The following is a 25,190-nucleotide window of genomic DNA, read 5'->3' as shown; positions in this document are numbered from 1 at the left end:
AAATCATCCACCCTTCATTTTTAGTATAGCACGAGTTCGTCGTGTCTAACAAAGGGGGTATGGGTCAGTATATCCATTTAAAGATACAAATAAGCTATGTGTACAAGTTGAAAGAGCTTATTATTTTGTTGACCTTTTATCTAAAAGTATTAAGCCCTTAAATGGTGGTAGATTTGCTATTCTTCAAGTTAACCTAAAAGAAAATGTTATAACAATAGTAAAAAAGGATATCTTAGCAAACTATACTTATGTATTTGATGAAAATGGAGAATTTATTTGTAAGTTTTTATAACCATTATTTTAAAAAACATAGTAAGTGTCATATAATATATCATAATATTGTTGCCTAATTAATATTATGTATAAAAGGTTGTCTATTTACTATATGTAAAGACAACCTTTTATTAATTATATTGCTTAATAATATAATTTTATTATATATTTAGCAAATGCCCTACAAGTAGCTTCCATTACAGCAGGAGTCGGGTCTTTAGCTATCGTAATTAATAGTCCAGATCTTTCTAATGGTCCGTTCATCTTTTGAATAATGGCCTTAGTTAACAAATCTTCTGAAAGCTTTGAATCCATTGTTGAAATATCATTATATAAGTATTCAAAACGTTTTTTATAATAGCTTTTATAATATAAATCTAATGCATCAGAAACCTTGCTATCTTTAAATAACTTTGCTAATTTTATAGCATCTGCATCTGCATTTAAATCAATTAGTGAAAAAGAAGAGTTTGAATGACCTATAAGTTCTATTGCATTCTCTAACGCTAATTGGTAATTGTTCATAGATTCATAATTACTTTTATTTCCTGTTTTTTCTGAAACTTCCTCCATGCAACTAGCCAAATCGCCTCCCCAACCAATCCAAAAGTCTGGAACTATAGGTGAGTCCATATATCCTTGAGCTGTTGCTATTAAATGTGGTAAATCTATATTATCACAATTATTTATTTTAGCATATTTTTGGGGTTCGCTTATATTAATATACACTATTAAGTTGTCGTATAATGTATTATGGTTAGTCTTGACATAATCAATAAAACCTTTAGATGTATCTCCTAGCGTTACTATCCATTTAAAATTACCATACTTAATATGCCTTAAAAAGTTTAGTGTAAGCTCATTTATTACTTTAATTGGCGCTTGTTTATATTCATATTCCATAAAATCTTTTGCTAATAATTCAAGTTGCCTTATTAAATATAGTACGTTAGTAGTTAAAGCTTTTTTAATAGAGTTACGTGTTTCTTCATTGGCAACTCCATTTGCTGGTATTATATTATACCTTAATTGAAACTCTCTTACAGCAAATTCAGTTAAACTATCATAATATCCTGATGCAACTCCACTAAAAATACCCAATCTCTTTAAATCTTCTTGAATGATTTTAATTTCATCAAATGTTAAAGTATTGTCATCTACTATTTGAATATAATCTTTATGAACATAACCAAATCCAATACCGTAGTATATTTTATACCAATCACCTTTTTTAGCAACTATAGTCACAAATGCTGATGGTGCTAATGAACCAATTGTATTTGATGAAGTACTTGAATCACTTCTTACATTTAGATTTGATGTTACATTTATCACCTTTCCACTTTTCGCCATAGGTGTTTCTTCTGAACCAGTAGATCCACTATCAGAAGCTCCTGGATTGTTCTTTAAAATATTTACTATACCATTGAATGTTTTACCTATATAGTTACCGGTAATCACATCACTATAACTATGGGTTGAAGTTGGGTACTCTATTAGTACTGCTTTAGTATTTTTTAAAGTAGAAGCCCAACTTGAAAAGAATCCTGAACTATATCCATTATTATGTCCAAATCCAAATTGACTCCCAAAGTATCTTCCAATTTCAGCATTACCTTGAGTAAAGTTCATCCAACCATGAAAATCTAAAACTATCATTTCAGTAGAAGATGAATTTATTTTTTCTAAGTAACCTTTTATGGCTCTAGCCTCTGGAGCACCTAATGAATTTGCTCCAGTGTAATTTCTAGAACTATACTGTGGCGTAAAATTATAAGGAAAACATCTATTCATATCAATTCTACTAGTTACAGCACATCTACCTGGTCCATCCTTAGTTCCTCTAACAATAACTCCATCTGGGTTCATACATGGAGCAATATATACTGTCCATCCGTGAAGTCCATTATTTTGTGACTTATAATCTCCAAGTCTAGTTATTAATGAGTTTGCTATATTAACTAAAGCAAGTCCATCATTATCCCAGTTATCTTCCCAGCCGTGTAGCGCAAAACCAGCAAATAATACCTTACTACCATTTCCTATTTTATAAACATTTAATGGACGTCCCTTTCCACTAATTCCATACTGTTCTTTAATTGCTTGAAGGTGTGAAATAGGTGGGATTTCAATGTTAGAATCATTAAATCCAGATCCCCCTTCATATTTAACATATCCTGATTTAGTATTTGGGCCTTTATCTGTGTTATAAACTACATGTGTCATTCCATTTTTCTTATATAGTGGTGTTGCTGATTCATAAGGATTTAATGATCCGAGCTGTCCACCATTTTCATCATAAACTATTTCTGTGGTTGAACCGTTAGCCCATGCATTAGCATCATTATACTTAATTACAGAAGGTGTATTATTAACATATCCTTGTCTAACACCAGCTGATGTTGGATATTGAACTAATGCTAATTGTTTTGTATAACCTACATCTAATACTGTTATTCTATCACCGTTGTCAACTTGCCTACCTGATACCATATTTTTGTTTGCATCTCTTAAATATAGGAAGTCTCCTTGTAGCTTAGCATTATTAGGATAGGTAAATCCTCCTGGTACTAATTCTCCTGGTTTTATTTCTCCACCTGATGAAGTAGAACCACCACCTGTTCCTTCATATTTAACATACCCTGATTTAGTATTTGATCCTTTATCTGTGTTATAAACCACGTGAGTCATACCATCTTTTTTATACAAAGGAGTAGCTTTTTCATATGGATCTAATGATCCAAGTTGTCCACCATTTTCATCATAAACTATTTCTGTGGTTGAACCGTTAGCCCATGAATTAGCATCATTATACTTAATTACAGAAGGTGTATTATTAACATATCCTTGTCTAACACCAGCTGATGTTGGATATTGAACTAATGCTAATTGCTGACTATAACCAACATCCAACACTGTTATGCTATCACCATCATCAACTTGCCTACCTGATACCATGTTTTTGTTTGCATCTCTTAAGTATAGGAAGTCTCCTTGTAGCTTAGCATTATTAGGATAGGTAAATCCTCCTTGTACTATTTCACCTGGATTTACATTTGGATAATATTTTCCCATTTTTAAAACCTCCATTAATCTTTTGTTTTTTAAATTAAAAATCAAGCTTGAATTCAATCTACACCTATAAAAGAGAAGGAAATCTTAAATATGTAAAGGTTAAATAAAAATATATATTAAAATATTTTTATTTTTAGATTTATAGCTTCAATAATGAGTCTTTTATTAAAGCTAATTGAATATCTTCATATCAAATGATTCTTAGATCCAGGTAGGTTCGCTTATGAAAAGTACTCTATACACCTGAATCTTACAAAAACTTATCCAGACGCATAGGGCTAGAGATCAGATAAATCAAAAAGAGAGAAAAAGCAAAAGCGTTTTCTCTCTTTTTAGGTATTATCTTTACTAATGATTATTTACACATTAAAACTTATTAAAGTTACCATTATAAATTACATAACCTGATTTTGTGTTCTTTCCTTTATTGGTGCTATATACCACATGAAGTCTACTATCTTTTCTGTATAAGGTCGTTGCCTTTTCAAATGGATCTAGTGATCCAAGATATAAGCCATTTTCATCGTATACTGTTTCCTTTGTTGATCCATTAGAGTATTCATCTTGGTAATAATATTCAATGCAATTAGTTGCATTAGTTACATAACCTCTTTTAACTCCAGAAGCTGTAGGATATTCAACTAAGGCAAGTTGTTTTGCATAGCTTACATCTAAAACTGTTATATTATCTCCTATATCTACTCTTCGCCCTGGTATTATATTTCCCATGGAATCTCTTACATAAAGGAAATCTCCTATAACCTTAGCATTGTTGCTATAGGAAAATCCCAATTCCTTAGATTCCTCTAAACCAGGACTTAAGTCAGGTTTTGAATCATGTTCTGAATTAGTTATTGCTTTAACTATAGCCTCTGCAATATCATTCCCACTATACTTGTCCATATCTTGCTTAGAATCTACAAATGAGCATTCTACTAGTACACAAGGCATAGATGTATATCTTGTAACATATAAATTTGCTGTTTTTACACCTCTATTGGTATAACCTAATTTAGAAATCTCATTACAAATATTAGTTGCAAAATCCTTTTCTAAGTCTTTATTACCACTTATATAACATTCTACACCTGTTCCACCTCCAGAATTAAAGTGTATACATAAATGAATCTTTGAACCACTATTATTTGCTTCATTTACCCTAAAGGCTAGAGATTTATTTACACTATCAAATCTTTTCCCCCATGGGGTGCAATCTTTAGTTAAATATCCCCTAGCACTAAGCTTATCTTGTATTAAATTCCAAACTTCTTTAGTAAGATCATCTTCTTTCCTATATCCACTAGCCCCGGTATCTGGTGGTGAGTTATGACCTGCATCACCACTTATTAAAGTACCTCTATCTAAAAACATAAAATGGTCTCCTTTCTATTTAAATATTTTTTCTTTAATAGCTTCCACATCATTTTTAATTGTAGGTAGTAAACCTGTTAGTTCTTGGATTATAGTTTGATAATTATTTTCTCTTCTACTATTTTCTTTTAAAACATAGAATAATAAATAACAAAATAAAATAGCAAAAGCACCTTGACTAGCCACTAACTTTAATATCTGATCCTCCATAAAACCCCTCCTCCCTTAGATACATTTTTAGTAAAATTTAAGTTCAACTTATAATAAGTCTTTACATCTCCAATTCGTAAAGTTCTATAAACTATTTTTGTAAATTAAGTTATTATTTATCTACAATATTTAAACTTCTTTTAAAATATCGTAAATTGAAAAGTTAAGTTCCGTTTTTATTGATAAACAGAAGTTAGTATTACAAAGTGTTTGATATAATTAATTTGATATTTGTCCTAAGCATATTAGGAGGGTTAATTATGTCAAATAAAGAGTTATGCAAAGGAAAACACCTTATAATAGAAGATCGCCTTATAATTGAGTATGGTTTAGATCAAAATTATACATTAAAAGAAATTGCTGAAATAGTTAAGAAAGACCCAACTACTATCTCCAAAGAGATTAGAAGAAATAGATTTCTTAGAGTAAGTAAGAGAAAAGAAAATGATGTACAACCATGCCAACATCGGAGAAGTTGCACTAAGACAAACTTGTGTAATAATAGGTGTGGTAAGCAATGTAAGAAGTGTAGCTTTATAAATTGTTATCGAACTTGCAATGAATATTCCACTAAGAAATGTACCAAGATTAACCGTTACCCATATGTTTGTAATGGTTGCAGCACAGTAACTACGTGTATGGCTGAAAAAAGCTACTATAAAGCTAAAGTTGCAGATTCAAAGTATAGAGATTTATTAACATCATCTAGAGAAGGTTTGAATATAACCTCAGAGGATTTGAAAAAGATAGATGATATAATTTCACCACTTATTTCTAAAGGACAATCACTATCCCATATTTTGACCCATCATAAGAATGAAATAAACTGCTGTGAAAGAACTTTATATTATTATTTTGATAAAAATGCTTTTACTGCTAGAAGCATTGATTTGCCTAGGAAAGTTAAATATAAACCTAGAAAAAAACATAAACAACCTGTGACTAAAGAATCTACAGATAGAGTTGGAAGAACATTTGATGACTTTGTTAAATTTGTTGAAGATAATCCTAATATTCCTGTAGTAGAGATGGATACTGTCCACGGCACACGAAGTGGTAAAGTTCTTCTAACATTTCTTTTTAGGAATTGCTCATTAATGCTAGCTTTCATTATTGAAAGCTGTAGCCAGGTAGATGTAAAGGAAGTTATAGATAAGCTATATGCGTTATTAGGACATGAAGTATTTAATAAATGCTTTCCTGTTATTTTAACAGACAACGGCTCAGAATTTAAAAAACCTGAAGCTTTAGAATTAGATGCTGAAGGAAATCAAAGAACTAAGATATTCTACTGCAATCCTATGGCTTCTTATCAGAAGCCACATGTGGAAAAAAACCATGAATACATAAGGTATGTAATACCTAAAGGAATATCATTTAATAATCGTACTCAAGAAGATATAACCTTAATGATAAATCATATTAATAGTACAGCAAGAGCTAGTTTAAATGGGAATACACCATTTAAACTGGCCCAAATGTTATTAGATAACTCACTGTTAGAGAAACTGTCATTAAAACATATCTCAGCAGATGAAGTACATCTAAAACCTGCACTTTTTAAAAAATAAGATATCAAAAATTTAGGGCAATTATCAGCGGAACTTAATCATGCAAAAATAAAGCAAACGGAAGTTAGTTTTGCAAGCCAATTCCGTAGGCTTAATAAGCATACTTAAAAACCCCTAAAAAATGATTATCTTATATAAATTATAGCCTATTTTAGGTATTTTAACTACTAAATTTAACTCAAAAAACTGACTTAACCCTTGCAGTTCCAATTGCTTATGCTAAAACGGAAGTTAGTTTTTCATTCAACCTCTTTTAAAATATAATCTTAATTTACTTATAGCTCTATTTTTAGCTTGGTTAACTGCTTGTCTAGAAATATTGTTAAGTATTGCTATTTCGCAGTCTTTCATCATATACATATACTTTAATATTATTACTTTTCGTTCTATTTCTGTGAAATCTTTTAATAGATCATACATTTCTAAAACGTTTTCATCGTCATCAACATATATTAAATTAATATCGGCTTCTGACTCATAACGACTTACTTTTGATAATTGCCTTGAAAGAGCTATAAATCTATTTATAATAGATTTATTTATATAACTAATTATATATTTGTCTTCTCTAAAATTTCCTTTATCTATTCTAATCCTTTGTAAAACCTTAATAAGTGTAAGACTCAATTCTTGTTTTGTATCTTCATATTCAAGTAATCTTGAATATTTATTTATTAAAGGGTCAAACTTATTTAAAATAAATATTACATCCTCCTCATTTCCATCTTTACAGCTTTGAATTATTTCACATAAATCCCTCATACAATATTCCTCCTTAATTACCCATCTTTACTTAAACATAGATAATCTGACATATTGTAAAGGCCTCAAAATATTTTTTTGAAAATTAAAGGGAATTTTGCACTTTTAATTAATGAAAATATTAATTTCTATTTTTAAAGATACTGAAAAGTACACCCATAAAAGGTACAAAAAAAAGATGTATGTTCTAAAAGTTAACTTTTAGAACATACATCTTTTTAGTTTTTTAGAATATTCTAGAATAATTATTACTTAAACCTTGTGGCCATCTCACATAACTTTCACCTTAAAGTAAATTATACTTTTATTACTTTTTATCATTGGTTGTATTTCCATAAAAGAATATATTAAAACCAATAAGGCTCAATTATACCATATTTTATATTAGTTCCTAGTATATATCTTATTTTTTTATTATTTCTTAGAATGAAGATAAGAAGATGATTTTATAAATAATAGCCTCTTAAATTATGGTAATATGTATTTATCCAAATAAGTTAAAGGAGATGAATAAAATTAATAATAAGTGCTTAAAAATTCTAAAACAGATTAGTACAACTCAGTTATTAAGTATTGTTTTTGCTATTATTGGAGAACTATATCTCCAACTATTAATAAGTTATCATTTGGCATCTGATAATATCCTACTATTAAGTAGTGTTGGGATTATTTTCTTAACAGTACTGTATACAAGCCTAATTTACTTCTTTTTAGAAGGAAAATGGATGAATATCCCCTTAATTTTTATTCCACATGTAATTTACTTCTTTATAATTTTTATTAAAAGTCCTTATCTTTTTCCTATGCAGCTTGATCCAAATGATTATGGAGGCGGTATTCTTTTGTTATTTGTAACCTTTTGTCAATGCATGAGCGTATTAATATCAAGTATAGTTGGCACATATTTAAACAAAGAAAGATGTAAACCAAAAGTTTACGCCCCTGTTCCTAATACTAAAAAAGAGACTATCTCAAAATAAAATTTTTAGATAGTCTCTTTAAATATTAGTGTTAACCTTCAAAATAACTAATAAGTCCATCATAATCACAATTTACACCCTCATTTATTACTTTTCATTGCAACTTGAAAATTTATTTTGAATATATCAAAGTTTCATTTTGAGTTTGATTATCAACTAAATATATTTGCATATTATTTATATCAACATCTTTAGGATTATATAATAGATTTCCAGTATAAAATTAAATATATTTTGAATCCCTATTATAATCATAATCTTTTAATTCACTTAATTGTTTAACTTGATTATCTCGATAACCTAGAAAACTTTTAAGTTCATATTCATTAATATAGTTTCCTGATATTAGCTTTAAACTATACTTATCTATAATATCATAAGTATCTGAATTCTTTGTATCCTCAACATAAAAATCAATTAAAGAACCAAATTCAAAGTTTCCTAAACTTTCAATTGTAAAATCTAAACCATTCAATGAAACCTTTTTATGAATATATTCATATCCATTTGTACTTTTATTTAATGGATTAGATAGTTTAATACCTTCATCTCCAGCAAATATATATTTCATTTTTATTGGATCACCTTTCCCTCTTCTTCCTACAATAAGAAATCTTTGAACAATCTCTAATTTATCCTTAGCTATTTCTTTTGATGATATTTCATGTGGTCCAACACCAAACTCAACAACATTATCATTTTGAATTCCTCCTGATAAGAACCCCTTCTTTTCATCTACATTTGAACCATCCTTTGTTGTTATATAATATTTTGTTAGCAAATAATTCCCGAAATATTTAGTATACTCTATATCAATTATATAATTACCCACTTCTTTTCTTAAAGGAAAATTTGAGGATTCAGTTTCAGAAATTTTTGTACATCCTAAAAAAAAGTAGTTATTATTACACTTAATAATATTAGTATTATATTGTTTTTCTTTTTAAACATATTAAAATCTTCACTCCTTAAAATTAACATTGTCTTTATTTTAACATTAACCTTACATAAAAGAAAGAAATGCATTATTTGCTAATTTTTAAAAGCAGGAATTAAAAAGATGGATTTTCATTTACTATTACAAAATAATTCCTACTTAACCCTTGTGGATACATCACATAACCTTCACCTTAAAGTAAACTAAGTTTTTTAAAAATCAATGTAAATTTTTGAGATAACAATTTTATACTCAAACCAAGTAATAAAATTTAAGTGCAAGGTATCCTATAACTGGAAGTAAGATGCTATAATATTAATATACATAAGGTATATTTTGAAAATAACAAGGAATGAGGTTTTAATTATGGGTTATTTAATTATACTCTTATTACTTTTTTATCATTTGTTATATTTCCATAGTAGTGTATATAAAAAATAAAGTTAAATTAAACTCTTATATAAATACATTAGATGATGGTATTGGTTTTCTTAATGATAAAGATTATGAAAAAGCTCTTAAAGAATTTTTAAAAGCAAAATCTATATTGCCTAAATCTGCTAAGGCCTATAGTTTGATTGGAAAGGTATATGTTGAATTAAATGAGTTTGATGAGGCATTAGAATATTTAAATACTTCAATTAACTACTATATCGAAGATGTTGATGCTTATTATTCTAGAATACAGGTGTCTTTATACTTTAATCAATTAGGAAATATAATTAAAGATTGCAATAAAATACTAGAGCTTAATGAATTAAATCATATTGCCTTATATTACAGAGCTTATTCTTATCATGAAATGGGTAAGTTAGAAAATGCCTTAAATGACATAAATAAATGTATTACACTTAGTCCGAATGAACCCTTATCCTATGGTTTAAGATCTAGTATAAACAAAGATTTAGGTAATCATAAATCCTCATTTGAAGATTTAAATAAGTCTATTGAGATGTGCTCTAATTATACTAATGTATATTATAAAAGAGCTACTATATATGAAAAAATAAAAGACTACGATAATGCCATTAAGGATTTAAATAAAGCTATAGAATCTAACCCTAGTGATAGCAACTCATATTTTTCTAGAGGCAATATATACATTAAAATAAAGAATTATGATAATGCACTTAAAGATTTTAATAAGAGTATTATGATTAACCCTAATAATAATAAGGCATATAATAACATAGCATTTATATATATAAGATTGAAACAATATGAAAATGCATTTAAAAATTTAAATAAATCTGTGCAAATTAGTGAAAACCTATCTCAATCTTATAAAAACTATGCACATTTGTTTTTAAAGCTATCTAATGTTAAAGATGCTGAAGAGAATGTATTAAAAGCAATAAAGCTTGATTCTAGTAATGGAGATAACTATATTATTTTAGCTGCAATAAATTTATATAACAAAGATTATAATAGCTGTTACACAAACTTAAAATTAGCTAAAGATACAGTAATTAATTACTATGATTATTTTGATGATGAAATATTTGATAAAATTAAACATGAGGATGAGTTTTTAAGTCTGTTTGGAAATTCTAGTATATAACTTTAATTAATTTTACTAAGATCATTACTTTTAATAGTTAATATATAGAATTAGTTCACTTTGCTATTGCAACTTAGGGCAGAAAATCAATTGTAAATTATAAACATTAAAAATTTATCTAATAGGGAGGTGCTTTAAATAATGATTTATTTAGTCATAATTTCCTTGTGTTCTATACTAATTATAAAATTAATCTTACCACGTATAAAAAATAAAATTAAATTAAATTCTTATGGAGAAATTATAAAGAAGAGTAATTATCTTTTCGTAAATAAAGATTATAAAGAAGCTATTAAAGAATTAAATAAAGCTATTGATATTGACGGTGAATATAAAGATGTATTGTATATTCTTAGGGGTGAAACATATCTTAAACTAAAAAAATATGAAAGCGCACTTAAAGATTTTAATAAGGCTATTGATATTAATCCTAGCAACAGCCTTGCATATAATAGTAGGGCCTTTTTATATCTTAATTTAGAAAGGTATGAAAGTTCACTTAAAGATTTTAATAAGACTATTATGATTGACCCGAGTAATAATACGGCATATAATAATAGAGCATTTTTATACATCAGACTGAAACAATATGAAAATGCCCTTGCAGATTTAAATAAATCTGTGGAAATTAGTGAAAACCTATCTCAGGCTTATAAAAACTATGCACATGTATTTTTTAAATTATCTAATATTAAAAAAGCTGAAGAGAATATATTAAAAGCAATACAGCTTGATTCTAGTAATGGAGATAACTATATTATTTTAGCTGCAATAAACTTATATAACGAAGATTATAATAGCTGTTACACAAACTTAAAACTAGCTAAAGATACAGTAATTAATTACTATGATTATTTTGATGATGAAATATTTGATAAAATTAGGCATAATGATGAATTTTTAAGTCTGTTTGGAAGTTGTTCTAGGTTATTTTAAAATTAACCTCATATTATTCACCTTTTATATACTATCTTAATATTTCTACATAAAAAGTTAGATTTCGAATCTTATGGTTTCAAATGACCATGGTGTCGTGATTCTTTTGTTATTTATAATCTTTTGTCAATGCATAAGCGTCTTAATATCAAGTATAGTGACCCATACCCCCTTTGTTAGACACGACGAACTCGTGCTATACTAAAAATGAAGGGTGGATGATTTTAGATGAATAAAAGTTATAGTGCTGAATTTAAAATGGAAGCAGTAAAGAGAGTAGAAAAAACAGGAGAACCAATGTCAAAAGTAGCTGCTGATTTAGGTGTTAAGTCTACCACAATGCAGGGATGGGTAAACAAGTATAGGAAATCTCCTAAGGCTCCATTTATAGGTAGTGGACACTTAAGCCCAGAAGATGAAAAATTTCATAAACTTGAAAAAGAAAATAGGGACCTCAAAGAGGAGAATGATATATTAAAAAAAGCGGCAGCCTACTTCGCGAGAAACCTCAAATAAAGAGATTTCTATTTATCAAGGCTAATCGCATGAACTACCATATAGCGAAGCTATGCATGGTCCTATCCGTTTCTAGGAGCAGCTACTATGCATGGGAGAAACGTCCGGAAAGTATGAGATCGAAAGCAAATAGTCTTCTATTAAAAGAAATTAGTGATATCCATGTCAAAAGCAAGAAAGTTTACGGTTCAACAAAAATTACGCGGATATTAAACGCCAAAAGCAAAACTCCTATTAATCATAAAAGAGTGGAACATATCATGAGTGAAAATGGCATAAAATCAAAGGTTTCAAAGAAATTTATAGCAACTACAAATTCTAATCATAAGCTTCCAGTTGCAGAAAATATCCTTAACCGTGACTTTTCTGTGGACAAACCTAATGAGAAAATGGTAAGTGATATCACCTATCTGTGGACAGATGAAGGATGGCTCTATATTGCTGGAATATTGGATTTATGTGGACAAAAAATTGTTGGATTGTCCATGAGTGAACGAATGACAAAGGAGTTAGTTATTAACGCGTTGAATTCAGCATATCTACGTGCTGGGAAGCCTTCAAACGTCATTTTACACTCGGATAGAGGTTCACAGTACTGTTCTTATGATTACCAAGATTTAATTAAAAAGTATGGTTTCACATGTAGCATGTCCCGAAAAGGCAACTGTTGGGATAATGCACCAATGGAATCTTTCTGGGGTAAATTAAAATGTGAATGGCTTTATGGTACCCACTTTAAAACCCGTGAAGAGGCCCGTGCAGCCGTATTTGAATATGTTGAGGTATTTTATAATCGGCAACGAATCCACGCTTCAAATGGATATGTTACACCTGAAGAATATTATAATAAAGCCAATCGAAAAGTTAACGTTGCATAAAATGAAATATTAAGTTATGCTACGAAAATAAGAGATAATACGAGTTTAGAGTGTCTATTTTATTGGGTAAGGGTCATAGTTAGCACATATTTAAATATAGAAATATATAAAATAAAACGTTACGCCCCTGCTCCTAATACAAAAAAAAGAGACTATCTCAAAATAAATTTTTCAGATAATCTCTTGAAATACTAGTATTAACCTTTAAAGGCGCTAATGAGTTCATCATAACCACAATTCATTTCTTTTATTGGATTAAAAATAACCACGCTAATTTTTTATTTACTACGCCTTTCCAAATCATTATATAACTTTTTAACCTTATCACGCTGATCCATGCTAGCCCAATAAGTTCGACAATAGTTGCCATCTGCTCTACAATGCATCAACTTTTCCCCAAAGAAAGTAAGCCCCTCAACATTATTTCTATCCTTATTTAGTATCTCTATGCGTACATCAGGGCTATCACCACCAGGTCTTAGATTAAATCCATAAAAGTATTTAGTAGAATTCATGTGTTTGATTACTTTTTCTTTTTCATCTCTATCTTCTACTTTTATACCACTTGAACTTGTATCTTCAACTATTATCTTATATTAACTTTTAAAACAACTAATGAGTTCATCATAACCCCAATTCATTTCTTTTATTGGATTAAAAATGAAACCTTATATCCTCACCAAAAGAGGTACTATTATATATTTAAACCATTATTCCATTGCCTTTTTAATAATTACCTATTGATAAACAACTTATATCATGGTAATATATGTTTATTCAAATAAGTTAAACGAGATGAATAAAATTAATAATAAGCGATTAAGGATTCTAAAACAGATTAGTATAACTCAGCTATTAAATATTGTTTTTGCTATTATTTGAGAAATATATCTCCAGATATTAATAAGTTATCATTTGGTATCTGATAATATCCTACTATTAAGTAGTATAGGGATCATTTTCTTAACAATACTGTATATAAGCCTAATTTACTTCTTTTTAGAAGGTAAATGAATCAATATACCCTTAATTTTTATTCCTTATATAATATACTTCTTTATAGTTTCAATTAAAATTCTTTATCTTTTTCCTATGCAGCTTGATCCAAATGATTATGGAGTTGGAATCCTTTTTTTGTCAATGCATGAGCGTATTAATATTAAGTATAGTTGGCACATATTTAAACAAAGAATGACCCATACCCCCTTTGTTAGACACGACGAACTCGTGCTATACTAAAAATGAAGGGTGGATGATTTTAGATGAATAAAAGTTATAGTGCTGAATTTAAAATGGAAGCAGTAAAGAGAGTAGAAAAAACAGGAGAACCAATGTCAAAAGTAGCTGCTGATTTAGGTGTTAAGTCTACCACAATGCAGGGATGGGTAAACAAGTATAGGAAATCTCCTAAGGCTCCATTTATAGGTAGTGGACACTTAAGCCCAGAAGATGAAAAATTTCATAAACTTGAAAAAGAAAATAGGGACCTCAAAGAGGAGAATGATATATTAAAAAAAGCGGCAGCCTACTTCGCGAGAAACCTCAAATAAAGAGATTTCTATTTATCAAGGCTAATCGCATGAACTACCATATAGCGAAGCTATGCATGGTCCTATCCGTTTCTAGGAGCAGCTACTATGCATGGGAGAAACGTCCGGAAAGTATGAGATCGAAAGCAAATAGTCTTCTATTAAAGGAAATTAGTGATATCCATGTCAAAAGCAAGAAAGTTTACGGTTCAACAAAAATTACGCGGATATTAAACGCCAAAAGCAAAACTCCTATTAATCATAAAAGAGTGGAACATATCATGAGTGAAAATGGCATAAAATCAAAGGTTTCAAAGAAATTTATAGCAACTACAAATTCTAATCATAAGCTTCCAGTTGCAGAAAATATCCTTAACCGTGACTTTTCTGTGGACAAACCTAATGAGAAAATGGTAAGTGATATCACCTATCTGTGGACAGATGAAGGATGGCTCTATATTGCTGGAATATTGGATTTATGTGGACAAAAAATTGTTGGATTGTCCATGAGTGAACGAATGACAAAGGAGTTAGTTATTAACGCGTTGAATTCAGCATATCTACGTGCTGGGAAGCCTTCAAACGTCATTTTACACTCGGATAGAGGTTCACAGTACTGTTCTTATGATTACCAAGATTTAATTAAAAAGTATGGTTTCACATGTAGCATGTCCCGAAAAGGCAACTGTTGGGATAATGCACCAATGGAATCTTTCTGGGGTAAATTAAAATGTGAATGGCTTTATGGTACCCACTTTAAAACCCGTGAAGAGGCCCGTGCAGCCGTATTTGAATATGTTGAGGTATTTTATAATCGGCAACGAATCCACGCTTCAAATGGATATGTTACACCTGAAGAATATTATAATAAAGCCAATCGAAAAGTTAACGTTGCATAAAATGAAATATTAAGTTATGCTACGAAAATAAGAGATAATACGAGTTTAGAGTGTCTATTTTATTGGGTAAGGGTCAGAAAGATGTAAACTAAAACAAAGATAGTGTTAACACTATCCATGACTAATAGGGGGTATTCATATGGACATAAAATATTCTTTTACAAAAAGAGAATATATAAATTCTAAAGTAGAGTATATATTTGGTTCTGAAGATTTTAAAAAACGATTTTTTGTAGGTAGATATATACTTACTATTGTAATATTCGCACCTATTACCTTCTTCTTATTAAAAAAGGGGATTGGCACCTTTCTTATGATGTACATATTAACGGTTATATTTCTGCCGATGTCAGTTAAGGTAGGTCTTCATTATCGAGTTAAAAAGGAATTAAAACATGAAATAAATGAATTCTTATTATCTATAAATGAAAATTCTATATCAGTTACCACCAATGAATATAAGCTTAATTTATATTGGCCATTATTTAATAAGATTGTTGAATCTAAAAAATACATACATTTATATAATTCAAAGGAGAATATATCAATACCTAAAAAGATATTTAAAAACAAAAATAATAAAACGGATTTTATAAATGAACTAAATAAACATTTAGGAAAATAAAAGACAACCCAAAGCCATAAAAATGTATTCCATTTCAGCATTTTAAAGATATATAAATAAATTTTATTACTAATGGAGGTGTTTAAATGGAGATAAAATATTCTCTTTTAAGAGAAGAATATCTAAATTCTAAATCAGAATATACTTCTGGCTCTGAAAATTTTAAAAACCGTACTTTAGTAAATAGGTATATAGTTCTTATTGCAATCTTTTCACCATTTATTTTCCTTGGATTGAAAGAAGGAATCTTTACATTTCTTATATTATATATAGTGTCAACTACATTAGATCCAATATTAACCAGAAAAATTCTTTCTTATGGACTAGAAGATGAAGTAAATGAATTCTTATTGTCTATAAATGAAGCTGGACTATCAATTATTGCCACTAACTATGATATAATTTTGTATTGGTCATTATTTGATAAGATAGTTGAATCTGGCAAGTATCTTCATATATATAATTCAAAGGAAATTATATCAATACCTAAAATAGCATTTGAAAATGAAGATAATAAAAATGCTTTTATAAATGAATTTAATAAACATTTAATAAAATGAGAGGATCTATCTCTTTCCCTTTACTTAAAAAAATAAGTTTAAATGCAACCAATCAATTCATCATAACAACAATTGATTTCTTTTATTGGATTAAAAATAACCCCGCTAATTTTTTATTTACTACGCTTTTTCAAATCATTATATAACCTTTCAAGCTTATCATGCTGATCCAATAAGTTCGCCAATAGTTACCATCCACTCTACGATGCATCAATTCTTCCCCAAAGAAAGTAAGCCCCTCAACCAACCATCTCTCCATCCTTATCTAGTATCACTATGCATCCATCGGGGCTATCACCTCCAGGTTTGAGATTAAATCCATAAAAGTATTTAGTAGAATTCATGTGTTTGATTACTTTTTCTTTTTCATCTCTATCTTCTACTTTTATCCCACTTGCACTTGTACCTCCAACTATTATCTTATAATCATCATCTTTGAAATACTTATCACTAAACTTAATCCTTTTAAAGGACACATTATAAATATTTAAAGAAATTATCATGATGAGAAGTAATATCCTAATTATAGTTCTCTTTTTCTTCATTATATACCCCCACACTTATTATAAAATGCTAAATACATATCCTCATTTTACCATATTGCAAGATTAATTGTATAACTTTATCTTCTATTAATGCTGATGTATATCTTTTTTATTTATATCCTATATAAGAGCAAAAAAAGGTGCTGTTATATATTTAAAACATTGTTTTATTGCTTTTTTAATAATAACCTATTTATAAGAAACTTGAATCGTGGTAATATATGTTTATTAAGATAAGTTTAAGGAGATGATATTTTGTTTAATAATTTAAGCAAAAAACCTTTTATAATATATATATTTGTTTTATCGATAGTTCTATATAATATGCCTTTAATTATCCATATAAATAATGCTCAAACATTAAATCTTATTCTTGCTTATTCAATGTTTATTTCAACTTGTTTATATACTTTAACTTTTAAAGATGAAAATTTAAGTTCAACTTTTAAAAAAATTATAATCTCAAATTTAATCGTAACTCTTATAGGCATTTTTTTATTTAAATCATTGAATAAAGAAAATCTATTTTTCTCATTTGAAGAATTTGACGATTGGGCATGGGAAGGAATTATGATTTTATTTTATATGACTTTATATACAATCATTTCATTTTGTATTTACTTTATTTTAACGGGATTCAAAAAAATATTATCAACAATAATTAATAAACTAAAAAAAATTAACATATATAACTTAAAAGCTATGATTAGCGAACTCTCCATTAATGGAGAAAAGATTAATTTTAATAACGTGGCGACAGCAAGTGGAGTATCAAGGACATTTCTTTATAACAATGAAGATGTTAAGAGGTAAGCTGTATGAAAAAATGTAAATACACAATTTATTTGTATTATGATGTAATACAAATAAATTGATTACAACCAAGGTAATAATGAGAATTGAAGGCAAAACATGATGAAATTGAGGAGGTAAGTATATGGATGTTTCACATATTGTTGAAAGAATTAATGAACTTTTTAATGTAACAAGTGAGGAAATCTATTCTAGTGAATCTGGGATTACATACCATGCAGATAAAAAAGTTAAAAAATTAGGATACTGTGTTAACCTAACGCTTGAAACTATAGAGGAAGCAAGAATTCATGGAGTTGATATGATGGTGACACACCACGATGCATGGTATGAAATATACGGATTAAAAGAGGCATGCATAGAAAAATTAGCAGAGTATGGTATAAGTCACTACTATAATCACTTGCCACTTGATGACTGTAACTTTGGAACAAATGATAGTTTATTAAAAAAATTGAATTTAAAAAATGTTAGAAGAACCCACGAATGGAAAGGGTTATATTTTGGTAGAATCGCAGAATATGATGAAGAAATTGAATTTAATGAATTAGTAAAAGATATTGAAAATCTACTTGAAGAACCCGTTAAATTTTGGCGGTTTAATGACAAAAAAGTGAAGCGAGTGGGCTTAGTCTGTGGTAATGGAGGGCCAACAACTTGCCTTAAGGAAGCAGTTGAAAATAAGTGTGATGTATACATTACAGGTGAATGTAATTTGTATACGATTCAATATGCTAAGTTTAAAGGGATAAATCTTATCATTGGGAGTCATACTTTCACAGAATTCTTTGGAATTCAAAGTTTAGCATTGAAATTGAATGAGAATAAAAAAGAACTTGAAGTAGTGAGACTTAATGAAGAGCATTATGAAACGAATATAAAATAAGACATAATAACAGAGAAATACGTATAACTTAAAAGAATTTAACAATTAAATTCTAGACTACATTGATTATATGTAGTCTATGTATAAAGATATTAAAATAAGTCGGTGTATGGTGTACTACACTAGATATCATAAGGAGGAATAGTGTTATGTTAAAAAAAACAAATCCATTGTTTTATAATTCATAGCAAATATTATATTAATTATAATTCCTATTATAATATTTGATCCATCTGATATTTTATATAGTCAAAGTTATAGATATAAAGTTAGTAAAGACCTTATGATAATATTTTCAATTATATTTATACTTTTTGGCTTATCTTTGAAACTTCAGAAAAATAGTATTTATGACCTTTTATCATAAAAAATATTTTCATATTACTTTTAATAAGCTCTTTGATTTTGTTTATTGATCATGATTATATAAAGTCGCCTTATGATATGGGTACACCTGATGAGTCTATCTTTCCTAGTGTATTTGTTTATATATCTTATTTACTTAGCTTTCCAATCTCATGGTTTCAAATGCTTCCTACCGTAAATGATAATATAAGTCCATATTTTATATTAATTTCTAGTATATATCCTAGTTTTTTATTATTTCTTGGAATGCAGATAAGAAAATGGTCTTATAAATAATAGTCTCTTAAACTATTAGTATTAACTTTCAAGACAACTAATAGATTCATCATAATCACAATTGATTTCTTTTATTGTAGTAAAAAATTAAATCGATACCTTTTTATTTACTACACCTTTTTAAATCATTGTATAACTTTTGAAGCTTATCAAACTGATTATCCGTAAGCCAATACTCTTCCCAGTACTCTTCATCATTTGTACGATGTACCACCTTTATTCCATAAAAAATAAACTTATCATAATATTCGCCATCCTTATAAACTATGGATATACCTCCAGTAGGGGTATCACCTCCAGGTTTGAGATTAAATGCATAAAGGTATTTAGTAGAGTCCATATATTCAATTACCTTTTCTTTTTCATCTCTATCTTCTACTTCTATCCAATTTAAACTTGCATCTGCAACTCTTATCTTATAATCATCATTTTTGAAATACTTATCACTAAACCTAATCCTTTTAAAGGACACATTATAAATATTTAAAGAAATTATCATGGTCATAAGTAATATCCTAATTATAGTTCTCTTTTTCTTCATTATATACCCCCAAGCTTATTATGAAATATTATCTACCTCCTTTATTTTACCATAAGGTAACCCTGATTTCTATCATTTTACTTCCTTTAATAAATAGTAGCTTTTTCCCAAGATAAAGTTAATATTAGACCCTTATTTGTTAATAAAATTTATTCCCTAGCTACCAACGGTAATACTCCAATAACACTCTTTGAAATTAGCTATCACCAAATTTATGATTTGGTGATAGCTAGTTTTTTTCAAATTGGATATATTAGCACTGTTGAACCTCCATGATTTAGGGTTCTTATGCTGTACATAACAGCTTATACACCCTTGGATACGTTTTTCTAAGACTCATTTGATATATTACCTTTTTTATTTATACTATTAACTCATCGGGTCTATTCTATATTAAATCCATACCCTTCCTTTCCTATCCCTGAGTGGTGTACCATCTTTATCCTTATCAACATACTTATACCAGGTCGCTTGGTCTCTCTTAATTTTATCAATAGTCTTTCTATAAGGTCCAGGTTCATCTTCACCAGTATCCCAATTAAATATAGTTCCACCATCCCATGCAATTATTTCATTTGCAGTAACAACTTTCTTAAATGCATTACCTACATTTTCAACATCAGGATTACCAGTATTGCATGAAGAAAAATAAAGAAGATCCATTTTTTTAGACTTTAAAGTTGAAATTATTATATCTGTATCTCTATTATATTCGTCAAGCTTATCACTAACTACAATTCTATCTTTCTTATTATCGTCATTATCTATATTGAACATATGTCCAATTCCTTTTCCATCTGGTGCATCACCTACAGTACCATGAAATTGAAGCTCAACTACAGCAACCTTTATTTCATTACCTTTAGAATCTAGTCCAATATTATTCCACTTATTTTTGAAATCATGTGCACCGCTTACTGGAACTAACTCAACTTCCGTATATGGATATTTCTCACAATACTTCTTCTTTCTTACTTCCGCTGTGTCTTTAAATAATTTACCGGGTTTTGAATTTTTAGCTTCTTCATCATAAAGTATATAACTGATTGATGGATTAGATTTTTTAATAGCATAAATTGTTTCTTCATTAGCTACTCCATATGTTGGCATAATATTATATTTTAGTTGAAACTGTCTTACAGCGGATTTAGTTAAATCATCATAATATCCTGATATAAATCCATCAAAGAGCTTTAGTTTCTGTAATCTTTCTTGAATTTGTGTAATGTCGTCAACTGTTATCTTCTTATTTAAAATTAAGTACAACTTTCCGGAATTATCGAAATGATAGGTCTTACCACTCATTATAATTTCACCAGTAGCCATAGCCCCATTTGATTCTAAGTAATACCACGAATCATTTATACTTTTCAACCCTGTAGCCATGGCTCCACTTGATTCTAAATAATACCATGAACCATCTATACTATTCCAACCTGTAACCATAGCTCCACTTGATTCTAAGTAATACCATGAACCATCTATACTATTCCACCCTGTTGCCATAGCTCCACTTGATTCTAAGTAATACCATGATCCATTTATACTTTTCCAGCCTGTAACCATTAAATCATTTTCATAGTAATACCAATTATCTCCTTTTTGAATCCATTTACCAATAGATCCACCACCAGGATTATTTGAAATTATTCCATTTACTGCATTTATTACTTTTTGTGAGTAGCCTCCATTTATAACATCACTATGGCTATGTGTATTCTTTGGCAATTCTATTAATGCAGCATCTGCACCTATTGATTTAGCCCATGCAATTAAGAATCCTCTATCTGCTCCATATCCACTTCTTTGCTCAAATCCAAATTGATTTCTAAAGTACTGTCCTATTTCTGGATTACCTATGGCTGCTCCTTCCCATCCGTGTAAGTCTATAACAACCATTTTCCCTGAAGTTTTATTTTTAATACCTTGTATAAATTCACTTAATTTTTTAGACTCATTAACACTAAGTGGTGCATCACCAGTCCAATATCTTGGAGTACCGTGTGAAGTAAATCCTATAGGAAAGTCTCTATTTATATCTACTCCGCCTACTATAGTACATCTGCCTGGACCATTATTAGTATATCCTTCAGCTAGTCCATCTGGATTTGCTGCTGGTATCACATATACTGACCATCCTTTTGTTCCATTACTTGCAAGTGATCTAATTAAGTCATTTCCTATATTAACTAATTCAAGTCCATCTTTAGGGAAGTTATCCTCAAATCCATGAACTTCACATACCATTACTAATGAATTGTTTCCATTCCCTATTTTATAAGCAGTAAGGTCTCTTTCTTTACCACTCTTCCCGTATGATATTGTGGATACACCTGACGTTGATGGTTTAGGTATAGTGATTACTGTTATAGGACTACCTTCATATTTAACATATCCTGATTTAGTATTTGGGCCTTTATCTGTGTTATAAACTACATGTGTCATTCCATTTTTCTTATATAGTGGTGTTGCTGACTCATAAGGATCTAATGATCCGAGCTGTCCACCATTTTCATCATAAACTATTTCTGTGGTTGAACCGTTAGCCCATGCATTAGCATTATTATACTTAATTACAGAAGGTGTATTATTAACATACCCTTGTCTCACCCCAGCTGATGTTGGATATTGAACTAATGCTAATTGCTGACTATAACCAACATCTAACACTGTTATGCTATCACCATCATCAACTTGCCTACCTGATACCATATTTTTGTTTGCATCTCTTAAATATAAGAAGTCTCCTTGTAACTTAGCATTATTAGGATAGGTAAATCCTCCTGGTACTATTTCACCTGGATTTACATCTGGATAATATTTTCCCATTTTTAAAACCTCCATTAATCTTTTATTTTTTAAATTAAAAATCAAGCTTGAATTTAATCTACACCTATAAAAGAGAAGGAAATCTTAAATATGTAAAGGTTAGATGAAAATATATATTAAATTTTTTTTATTTTTAGATTTATAGCTTCAATAATAACTTTTTTATTGAAGCTAATTGAATAATTTTGTACAATAAAAAGAGAGAAAAAGCTTTTGCCTTTTCTCTCTTTTTAAATATTGTATTTACTGATGGTTTAAATACTTATTTTCTTACCTATAGTCTCTCCCATAACAACCTTTGTTTCGTAACCTAAGGATGTTTCCCGCAATATATCTTCATCTATCTTTACAGTGTTAGGCTTAATAAACATAATTGTAGTAGAGCCTCCAAACTTAAAGTACCCTTTTTCATCACCTTTTTTAACAACATGGTTTGGGTTATAAGTTTGTACTATTGTTCCAACGCAGGTAGCCCCTACTTCAACTAATATAACATCACCAAAGTTTTCTGATTTAAGTAAGCTCCACTCTCTTTTATTTTGACAATAAAGCTTAGGTATCTTTTCTAAGGCTATAGGATTTACAGAATAGTAATCTCCATTTACCTTTTTACTATCACTACATATTCCTGAGTCAATAAAGTGAAAGCGATGATAGTCTGTAGGACATAGTCTTAATACTAAACATAGTCCCCCATTATACTTATCTGCAATGGCCTTATCTTCTATAAGCTCATGTAAGCTATAGGTTAATCCTTTTACCTGCACAAGGTTATCCATATCTATGTTGTCATAAGCAAATAATCTACCATCTCCAGGAGAAATTAACATATTACTATTTTCATCTATAGGTCTAGCCTCTTTTTTTAAGCTACGTATAAAAAAATCATTAAAGCTATTAAACTTACTTAGATTTTTTTCACATAAATTCATATCGATATTAAATTCTTTTATGAAACTGTTTATCTTTTTCTTACTTAAAGAGCTATCACAGTAGGCTCCATAAACTTTAGAAAATAATTTCTTTTTTATAAACATCTCAAGTAAAGTGAGTCCAACTGGAGAAGAATAGTTCCATTTTAAATACTTATCCCCTGCAACCTTTTCCACTTCATATTCATTTGAATTACGATTATAATATTTTATCATTTCATCTCTCCATTTTATTAAACTATTATATTTTAAAAAACTTCACATCAATATTTCATAATAATATTACTGATTCTATAATACATATTATACTTTAAAATAAGGAAAATAAGAAGGCAATACCATATAACTGAAAATTCAATTACATTGTATTTAAATTGGTTGTTTATTGTTGTTAAATGATATATTATAGGTAGTAAATACTCATATAGACTTGGAGTGATGGATTTGAATAAAACTAAAAATATAATTTCTAAAGCTGCCGTTGATATCTTTTCTAAAAAGGGCTATGAAGGAGCTACAATGGAAGATATTGCTCTTACTGGAGGCCTAGCAAAGGGAACACTATACTATCATTTTAAGAGCAAGGAAGAAATATTTAATTATATAATAAAAGTTGGTATGGACATAATAAAAGAAGATATCATAGAAGCGACGGAAAAGGAAAGTAATCCCATATTAAAATTAAGAGCTCTTTGTAAGATACAACTTCAATCTGTCTATAAATACAAAGACTTCTTCAAAGTCGTTATGAGTCAACTTTGGGGTCAAGAAATAAGGCAGGTAGAAATCAGGGATTCATTAAGTGATTATATATCTATCTTAGAGGGGTACTTAAAAGAAGCTATAGATAATGGAATTCTAAAAAAAGGAAATCCTGCTTTTATGGCTCACCTATTCTTAGGGGTTTTAATGTCTGCCTCTATATATGAATTATTAAATGCAGAGGATCCCGACATAGAAGAACTTTTAGATAGCTTAATGAACTATATTTTAAGAGGTATTGAAATATAAAGTTACTTTTACCTTAATTAAACTCATATATTTATCCCATGGCTACCATCCGTAATACCGCTCTCCTCTTCAAGGTGGGGGATGATGGCTGCTACGCCCCTGAGTAATTTCTTCTAAGACTTTGGTTGAGAGACGTATTTCCTTATAAGCAAACTCCACCTGAGTCTAAGAATCACTTGATAACAAAGCTTTTGTATAGCTTAAATAGATTACTTACTTTAGTAGGAGTAGAATCACTCCTACTAAAATCAAATTTAATTTCTAAAAACAATATATATTACTCCTCCACACTTCTAAGATTCTCCAAA

General features: G+C 29.0%; 21 protein-coding genes. 11 read left to right on the top strand and 10 right to left on the bottom strand.

The window, feature by feature from the left end; translation table 11 throughout:
• Nucleotides 1-417 precede the first annotated feature (417 nt).
• The 3 genes from BV55_RS15070 to BV55_RS0105565 all read right to left on the bottom strand — a co-directional run bounded on the left by BV55_RS15070 (nt 418) and on the right by BV55_RS0105565 (nt 4,929).
• The gene (locus BV55_RS15070; protein WP_051652409.1) at nt 418-3,348 is read right to left on the bottom strand and encodes an SH3 domain-containing protein; all 2,931 of its coding nucleotides are present in this window, start codon (nt 3,346-3,348) and stop codon (nt 418-420) included.
• 366 nt (nt 3,349-3,714) lie between these two features.
• The gene (locus tag BV55_RS15065) at nt 3,715-4,719 is read right to left on the bottom strand and encodes an N-acetylmuramoyl-L-alanine amidase (protein ID WP_051652408.1); all 1,005 of its coding nucleotides are present in this window, start codon (nt 4,717-4,719) and stop codon (nt 3,715-3,717) included.
• A gap of 15 nt (nt 4,720-4,734) precedes the next feature.
• Entirely contained in the window at nt 4,735-4,929 is a 195-nt protein-coding gene (locus BV55_RS0105565) for a BhlA/UviB family holin-like peptide (RefSeq protein ID WP_029451832.1), read from the bottom strand.
• Nucleotides 4,930-5,189: 260 nt separating this feature from the next.
• On the opposite strand from BV55_RS0105565, the gene BV55_RS0105560 reads away from it, so the two are divergent.
• A complete protein-coding gene (locus tag BV55_RS0105560; RefSeq protein WP_029451831.1) occupies nt 5,190-6,500 on the top strand; it encodes an IS30 family transposase in 1,311 nt (436 codons plus the stop codon).
• Nucleotides 6,501-6,743: 243 nt separating this feature from the next.
• On the opposite strand, the gene BV55_RS0105555 is transcribed toward BV55_RS0105560, so the two are convergent.
• On the bottom strand, nt 6,744-7,262 hold the full coding sequence (locus tag BV55_RS0105555; protein WP_029451829.1) for an RNA polymerase sigma factor: 519 nt from the start codon (nt 7,260-7,262) through the stop codon (nt 6,744-6,746).
• Between the two features lie 470 nt (nt 7,263-7,732).
• Here BV55_RS0105555 and BV55_RS14830 point away from each other — a divergent pair, with 470 nt between their 5' ends.
• Nucleotides 7,733-8,242, top strand: a complete 510-nt coding sequence (locus tag BV55_RS14830; protein ID WP_035794278.1) for a hypothetical protein — start codon at nt 7,733-7,735, stop codon at nt 8,240-8,242.
• A 223-nt stretch (nt 8,243-8,465) separates the two neighbouring features.
• Here the strand turns inward: BV55_RS14830 and BV55_RS0105545 are convergent, their stop codons facing one another.
• Nucleotides 8,466-9,074, bottom strand: a complete 609-nt coding sequence (locus BV55_RS0105545) for a hypothetical protein (RefSeq protein WP_029451826.1) — start codon at nt 9,072-9,074, stop codon at nt 8,466-8,468.
• Between the two features lie 529 nt (nt 9,075-9,603).
• Here BV55_RS0105545 and BV55_RS0105540 point away from each other — a divergent pair.
• The 3 genes from BV55_RS0105540 (at nt 9,604) to BV55_RS0105525 (ending at nt 13,070) form a co-directional block, all read left to right on the top strand.
• On the top strand, nt 9,604-10,740 hold the full coding sequence (locus tag BV55_RS0105540) for a tetratricopeptide repeat protein (RefSeq protein WP_029451825.1): 1,137 nt from the start codon (nt 9,604-9,606) through the stop codon (nt 10,738-10,740).
• 141 nt (nt 10,741-10,881) lie between these two features.
• Nucleotides 10,882-11,676 carry a tetratricopeptide repeat protein gene (locus BV55_RS15060; protein ID WP_051652407.1) on the top strand — a complete coding sequence of 265 codons (795 nt, stop codon included), beginning with the start codon at nt 10,882-10,884 and terminating at the stop codon, nt 11,674-11,676.
• A gap of 228 nt (nt 11,677-11,904) precedes the next feature.
• Nucleotides 11,905-13,070, top strand: a protein-coding gene (locus BV55_RS0105525; RefSeq protein WP_423752101.1) for an IS3 family transposase whose coding sequence is annotated in 2 segments (ribosomal slippage) — nt 11,905-12,163 and nt 12,163-13,070 — 1,167 coding nt in all. Because the reading frame shifts where the segments join, the coding sequence is not laid out codon by codon here.
• Between the two features lie 278 nt (nt 13,071-13,348).
• Here the strand turns inward: BV55_RS0105525 and BV55_RS0105520 are convergent.
• Nucleotides 13,349-13,585, bottom strand: coding sequence for a hypothetical protein (locus tag BV55_RS0105520; RefSeq protein ID WP_029451822.1), 237 nt, complete (start codon nt 13,583-13,585; stop codon nt 13,349-13,351).
• Nucleotides 13,586-14,332: 747 nt separating this feature from the next.
• Here BV55_RS0105520 and BV55_RS0105510 point away from each other — a divergent pair.
• From BV55_RS0105510 to BV55_RS0105500, 3 genes are all read left to right on the top strand, one after another.
• Nucleotides 14,333-15,498, top strand: a protein-coding gene (locus BV55_RS0105510; protein ID WP_423752101.1) for an IS3 family transposase whose coding sequence is annotated in 2 segments (ribosomal slippage) — nt 14,333-14,591 and nt 14,591-15,498 — 1,167 coding nt in all. Because the reading frame shifts where the segments join, the coding sequence is not laid out codon by codon here.
• 139 nt (nt 15,499-15,637) lie between these two features.
• Complete coding sequence (locus tag BV55_RS0105505) at nt 15,638-16,123, top strand: YcxB family protein (protein ID WP_029451818.1); 486 nt, start codon at nt 15,638-15,640, stop codon at nt 16,121-16,123.
• A gap of 86 nt (nt 16,124-16,209) precedes the next feature.
• On the top strand, nt 16,210-16,683 hold the full coding sequence (locus tag BV55_RS0105500; protein ID WP_029451816.1) for a YcxB family protein: 474 nt from the start codon (nt 16,210-16,212) through the stop codon (nt 16,681-16,683).
• Nucleotides 16,684-16,922: 239 nt separating this feature from the next.
• Here the strand turns inward: BV55_RS0105500 and BV55_RS0105495 are convergent, their stop codons facing one another.
• Nucleotides 16,923-17,228: a hypothetical protein gene (locus BV55_RS0105495; RefSeq protein WP_029451815.1), complete on the bottom strand. Its 306-nt coding sequence runs from the start codon at nt 17,226-17,228 to the stop codon at nt 16,923-16,925.
• Between the two features lie 255 nt (nt 17,229-17,483).
• On the opposite strand from BV55_RS0105495, the gene BV55_RS15920 reads away from it, so the two are divergent.
• Together BV55_RS15920 and BV55_RS0105485 are read left to right on the top strand one after the other, a co-directional pair.
• Nucleotides 17,484-18,041, top strand: coding sequence for a DUF6262 family protein (locus BV55_RS15920; protein WP_035794277.1), 558 nt, complete (start codon nt 17,484-17,486; stop codon nt 18,039-18,041).
• Between the two features lie 124 nt (nt 18,042-18,165).
• On the top strand, nt 18,166-18,927 hold the full coding sequence (locus tag BV55_RS0105485; RefSeq protein ID WP_029451814.1) for a Nif3-like dinuclear metal center hexameric protein: 762 nt from the start codon (nt 18,166-18,168) through the stop codon (nt 18,925-18,927).
• A 745-nt stretch (nt 18,928-19,672) separates the two neighbouring features.
• Here BV55_RS0105485 and BV55_RS0105480 read toward each other — a convergent pair.
• The 3 genes from BV55_RS0105480 to BV55_RS0105470 form a co-directional block, all read right to left on the bottom strand.
• Complete coding sequence (locus BV55_RS0105480; protein ID WP_029451813.1) at nt 19,673-20,110, bottom strand: hypothetical protein; 438 nt, start codon at nt 20,108-20,110, stop codon at nt 19,673-19,675.
• A gap of 393 nt (nt 20,111-20,503) precedes the next feature.
• Nucleotides 20,504-22,939: a peptidoglycan-binding protein gene (locus BV55_RS15655; protein WP_051652406.1), complete on the bottom strand. Its 2,436-nt coding sequence runs from the start codon at nt 22,937-22,939 to the stop codon at nt 20,504-20,506.
• 254 nt (nt 22,940-23,193) lie between these two features.
• A complete protein-coding gene (locus BV55_RS0105470; RefSeq protein ID WP_029451811.1) occupies nt 23,194-24,087 on the bottom strand; it encodes a phosphatidylserine decarboxylase in 894 nt (297 codons plus the stop codon).
• 222 nt (nt 24,088-24,309) lie between these two features.
• On the opposite strand from BV55_RS0105470, the gene BV55_RS0105465 reads away from it, so the two are divergent.
• The gene (locus tag BV55_RS0105465) at nt 24,310-24,882 is read left to right on the top strand and encodes a TetR/AcrR family transcriptional regulator (RefSeq protein ID WP_341349697.1); all 573 of its coding nucleotides are present in this window, start codon (nt 24,310-24,312) and stop codon (nt 24,880-24,882) included.
• Nucleotides 24,883-25,190 lie beyond the last annotated feature (308 nt).

The organism is Clostridium algidicarnis (assembly GCF_000703125.1).
GTDB classification, from domain to species: Bacteria; Bacillota; Clostridia; order Clostridiales; family Clostridiaceae; genus Clostridium_L; species Clostridium_L algidicarnis.
Note: the sequence above shows the minus strand (reverse complement) of the source record. Positions and strands in the feature narration are given on the sequence as shown.